This is a genomic window from Embleya sp. NPDC001921 (assembly GCF_053594475.1).
Map to the genome: position 1 here is coordinate 1 of NZ_JBSFEO010000150.1, position 2,186 is coordinate 2,186.

The 2,186-nt window shown below is 69.5% G+C and carries 1 protein-coding gene; it reads left to right on the plus strand.

The window, feature by feature from the left end; genetic code table 11:
* Window positions 1–42 precede the first annotated feature (42 nt).
* The coding region (locus ACWCPW_RS51880; protein WP_449768667.1) for a condensation domain-containing protein at window positions 43–2,186 on the plus strand (2,144 nt) is incomplete at its 3' end.

Below are 2,186 nucleotides of genomic sequence, written 5' to 3' on the forward strand. Positions count from 1 at the left end.
CGGGGTTACGTCTCGCGGCCGGGGTTGACGGCGGATCGGTTCGTGGCCTGCCCGTTCGCGGTCGGCGAGCGCATGTACCGCACCGGGGACCGGGTTCGGTGGACTGCCGAGGGCCAGTTGGTGTTCGTCGGCCGGGTGGACGATCAGGTGAAGGTTCGGGGCTTCCGGATCGAACCGGCGGAGATCGAGGAGGTGTTGGCGGCTCACCCGGGCGTGGGCCGGGTCGCGGTGGTCGCCCGGACGGAATCCCCGGGTGACACCCGTCTGTTGGCCTACGTCGTGCCCGCAGACAGCGGCGTCGGTGGCGGAAGCGGCGATGACGGCGGCGACGATCTGATGGTTGTGTTGCGGCAGTTCGCCGCGCGTCGACTGCCGGAGTACATGCTGCCGAGCGCGATCGTGGTGCTGGACGCGCTACCGCTGACCGCCAACGGCAAGCTCGATCGGGCCGCCCTGCCCAGTCCCGATCGCACGGGTGCCGCGGAGTCCGGCGGGTTCGCGCCGTCGCCGCAGGAGGAGATCCTGTGCGGTTTGTTCGCCCAGGTGCTCGATCTCGAGTCGGTCGGAGCGCATGAGAACTTCTTCGAGTTGGGCGGCCACTCCCTGCTCGCGACTCGCCTCGTATCACGCGTACGGGCCGTGCTTGGCGTCGAGTTGGACATTCGCTCCCTCTTCGAGACACCGACGGCAGCCGGGCTGGCCGGAGAACTGACCCGGTCCGGGGTGGCGCGCACGGCGTTGGCGGTTCGGGAGCGTCCGGAGCGGGTGCCGTTGTCCTTCGCGCAGCGACGGTTGTGGTTCCTGGGACAGTTGGAGGGTCGCAGCGCCAAGTACAACGCGTCCACGGTCGTTCGGCTGTCGGGGTCCGTGGACGTCGCGGCTCTCTCGGCGGCGTTGCGGGATGTGCTGGGTCGGCACGAGGTGCTGCGGACGGTGTTCGCCGTGGCGGATGGTGAGCCGTACCAGAGGGTGCTGAGTCTCGACCACGTCGAGTGGGAGCCGGTCGTCGAAACTGTGGCATCCGAGGAGATGCCGGGTGCGATCGCGCGGGCGACAGGTCACCTGTTCGACCTCGCGGCCGAGGTACCGATCAAGGCGTGGCTGTTCTCGTCCGGACCGCGGGAGCACGTGCTGGTGCTTGTGGTGCATCACATCGCGGGTGACGGTTGGTCGATGGGCCCGTTGGGCCGGGACGTCTCCACGGCCTATGCGGCCCGGTGTGCGGGACACGCACCCGAGTGGGCTCCGCTGCCGGTGCAGTACGCCGACTACGCGCTCTGGCAGCGCGAGATCCTGGGAGACGAGGACGACCCCGAGAGCGTGTTGTCGGCCCAGGTGGCGTACTGGCGTTCGGCTCTGGCGGGAGCGCCGGAGGAACTGGAACTGCCGGTGGACCGACCCCGTCCGGCGGTCGCCGGTCATCGTGGACACGGTGCCCGACTCGAAGTGCCCGGCGATCTCCACGGCGACATCATGGAGTTGGCGCGGGCCGAGGGTGTGACGGTGTTCATGGTCCTTCAGGCGGCGTTGGCGGTGTTGTTGTCGCGGTTGGGTGCCGGTACGGATGTGCCGATCGGTGCGGCGGTGGCGGGGCGTACGGACGAGGGTCTGGACGATCTGGTCGGGTTCTTCGTGAACACGTTGGTGATGCGGACGGATCTGTCCGGGGATCCGTCGTTCCGGGAGGTGCTGGGGCGGGTTCGTGAGACGGGACTGGCGGCGTTCGGGAATCAGGATGTGCCGTTCGAGCGGTTGGTGGAGGAGTTGGCGCCGGCGCGGTCGTTGGCGCGGCATCCGCTGTTCCAGGTCATGTTGACCCTGCAGAACACCGGCCGGGCGGCGCTCGAACTGCCCGACATCGAGGTGGGTGCGGCGTCGGCCGCCGACACCGCTGATCTCTCGCCGGCCGCGCGGGTGGATATCGAGGTGACCGTCGGCGAAGTCGTCGACGACCAGGGCCGCCCGGCCGGGCTCCGGGGCCTGGTGACCGGCGCCGCCGACCTGTTCGATCCGGATTCGGTGCTGCTGATGGCCGAGCGGCTGGTGCGGGTGCTGCGGGCGGTGACCGCCGAACCGGCGTCGCGTCTGGGCGCGGTGGATGTGCTCACCGGTGATGAGCGGTCTCGGGTGTTGGTGGGGTGGAACGACACGGCTGTGGAGCTGGTCCCGGCTTCGTCTTCGTCTTC